General features: G+C 59.0%; 3 protein-coding genes. All 3 read right to left on the reverse strand.

Annotation, left to right across the window (positions count from 1 at the left end; genetic code table 11):
- Positions 1-479: aminotransferase class III-fold pyridoxal phosphate-dependent enzyme (locus B3759_RS04005; protein ID WP_291363839.1), on the reverse strand; the 479-nt coding region annotated here is incomplete at its 3' end.
- 47 nt (positions 480-526) lie between these two features.
- Complete coding sequence (locus B3759_RS04010) at positions 527-1,702, reverse strand: methanobactin export MATE transporter MbnM (RefSeq protein WP_291363841.1); 1,176 nt, start codon at positions 1,700-1,702, stop codon at positions 527-529.
- Position 1,703: 1 nt separating this feature from the next.
- Positions 1,704-2,239 (reverse strand): MbnP family copper-binding protein (locus B3759_RS04015; RefSeq protein ID WP_291363843.1); only part of this gene is annotated, 536 nt, incomplete at its 5' end.

Raw genomic sequence — 2,239 nt, forward strand, 5'->3', positions numbered from 1 at the left:
CGTGGCCAGCGGGGTTGCGCAGCATACAGAATATCGTCACCCGTCAGATCGAATGAATTGATAATGCTTTCGATCCCGCCAAGTCTCGTGGCAAATATCGTCGATCCATGGTAGCTCCCCCGACGCGTGATTATTTTATGCCGTTTTGGATTTCGTTGTTTATTGATATACCAAGTCGTTTTAATGAGAGTTTCGATAGCTTCCGATCCGGTTGTGGCGAAAAGAACGTGAGCGTCCGGTATCGGCGCTGCCGCGCTGAGCGCGTCCGCAAGCGCGTGGACGACAGGGACCGTCCGGTTTAGCGCGGTGGGATAGACTGGCAGCTCTCGCATCTGGCGTGTGGCGGCTTCGATCAGGCGTTCATTATGAAAGCCGAGCGTGGCGCAAAACAGTGCCGACACCGCGTCGATATAGTCTTTACCCGAAGAATCGAAGACGAAGACACCAGATCCAGATACCATATCGACGCCTGATGACATGGCGGAGTTGCTAAGATGCGATAAGCCGTACACTAGTCGCGAAGTCATCATTGTGCGCCTTTACCAGAGGGAGAGGCTGAGGGCAGAGCCAAAGGGCAGGTCTTTCCCGGATCTGAGAACGCCGGGTTGGTGATGAAGCTCTGATCCGTCAGGGAGTTCAGGAAGGCGATCACGTCCGCGATCTCCGCCTCGCTGATATCGAACGGCTCTATGAACTGGTCGCGCAACGGGTTCTCTCCGTGTGGCCCTGTCGCCGACCGACCTCCCTTCGAGTAATGTGCTGCCAGCACGTCGTGCAGCGTAGCGATGGAGCCATCATGCATATATGGACCCGTCAGAGCCACATTGCGCAGGCTTTCCGTGCGGAATTTCCCCTCGTCCTCGGCATTGCCTGTCACTGTCCGCAGCCCGTGATCACTGGCAGGATAGGCCCCTTTGCCGTCCTCGTTATACAAGCCGGTATTGTGAAAGCCTGTTTCTGGAAAGGGCATGTTAGCCGCGCGGATATTGTCGGTCAGATTCAGGCCATTATGGCAATGCGAACATTCGAGCTTCTCGCCGAAGAAGAGCGCCTCGCCTCGTTGCGCGGCCGGGGACAGCGCCGTCTTGTCGCCATGCAGCGAGTGGTCGTAGGGACTGTCGAAGGACAGCAGCGTGCGCTCGAAGGATGCAATCGCCTTCGTGACCGTGGAGAGTGTGATCGCGCCCTTCGCCTCGGGGAAGGCGACACGGAACAGGCGCGCATAGCAGGGATCATCCGAGAGCCGGGCGAAAAGCACCTTTTCCTGGCCGCCCATGCCCAGCTCGACCGGTTGGTCGCTGAACATCGGGATCAGCATCTGCTTTTCCAGAGTGGTGAGCTGTGGATTGGCCCAGGTGTAGCTCGGCAGATAGGCTACGTTCGCCAGTGGCATCGGCGTGCGTAGTCCCGGCTCGCCATGCGCGCCTACATGCGTCGGGACACCAGAGGCAAAGCCCAGTTTCTGGAGATGGCACGACGCGCAGGCGAGCGTCCCATTCTCCGATAGCCGTTTGTCATAAAACAGCCGCCGCCCCAGTGCGACCTTCTCTGCCCTCATCGGATTGTCGGACGGGACGACTGGCGCAGGCGCCCAGGAGGGGATGTCCCAATGCCACGTCGTGGGCCGGGTTGCGGCCGATAGAAGCAGCGCCCCCCCACCCAGAAGGGCCATCTGGAGAACTTTGCGAAATAACGTGCGCATCTTATCGACCCCGAAATACCGACTGAGCCGGCGGAGAGGTCTCTGATCCGAATGGCAGGCCGAACTCACGGAACACACCTGCGCAATCCTTGTCGTCCGGTCCAGACATGCAACCTGGCGCACTATTAATCTGGTTGGTGCTGACATTACTCAGAGCGAGCAGTCGACTTATGTCGAGCTTCACGGTCTGATGCGCCGGATCGAACTCCGGCAGCGTGACCATGACGAGGTTCGAGGCCGTGCACGCGCCCTTCGGCGCCTCGACTGCGCTGGCGGACTCACAGCCGGTGCTCCCGATATGGACAGGGAAGCCGTGCGGTCGCGCTTTGTCGCCAGGCTTCGGAATCATCGTGATGTCGAGCGTGAAAAAACGATATCCTGACTGCCAGGTCCAGAACATGCTCGTCATGTTCAGTGGTGGCTGTGCAATCGTAGGATCGCCGTGATTGGCGGCCATAGGCAGCCCAACGGTGAAGCGCAGGCCGGTGAAATGGCCTTGCGGCCAAACAAAACTGATAGCCGAGTTCGGCGACGGAG

This window comes from Acetobacter sp. UBA5411 (genome assembly GCF_002409645.1).
Taxonomy (GTDB): Bacteria; Pseudomonadota; Alphaproteobacteria; order Acetobacterales; family Acetobacteraceae; genus Acetobacter.

Coding starts and splice junctions, on each gene's coding strand:
- B3759_RS04010 (WP_291363841.1), bottom strand. CDS start 1,702: ATGCGCACGTTATTTCGCAAAGTTCTCCAGATGGCCCTTCTGGGTGGG.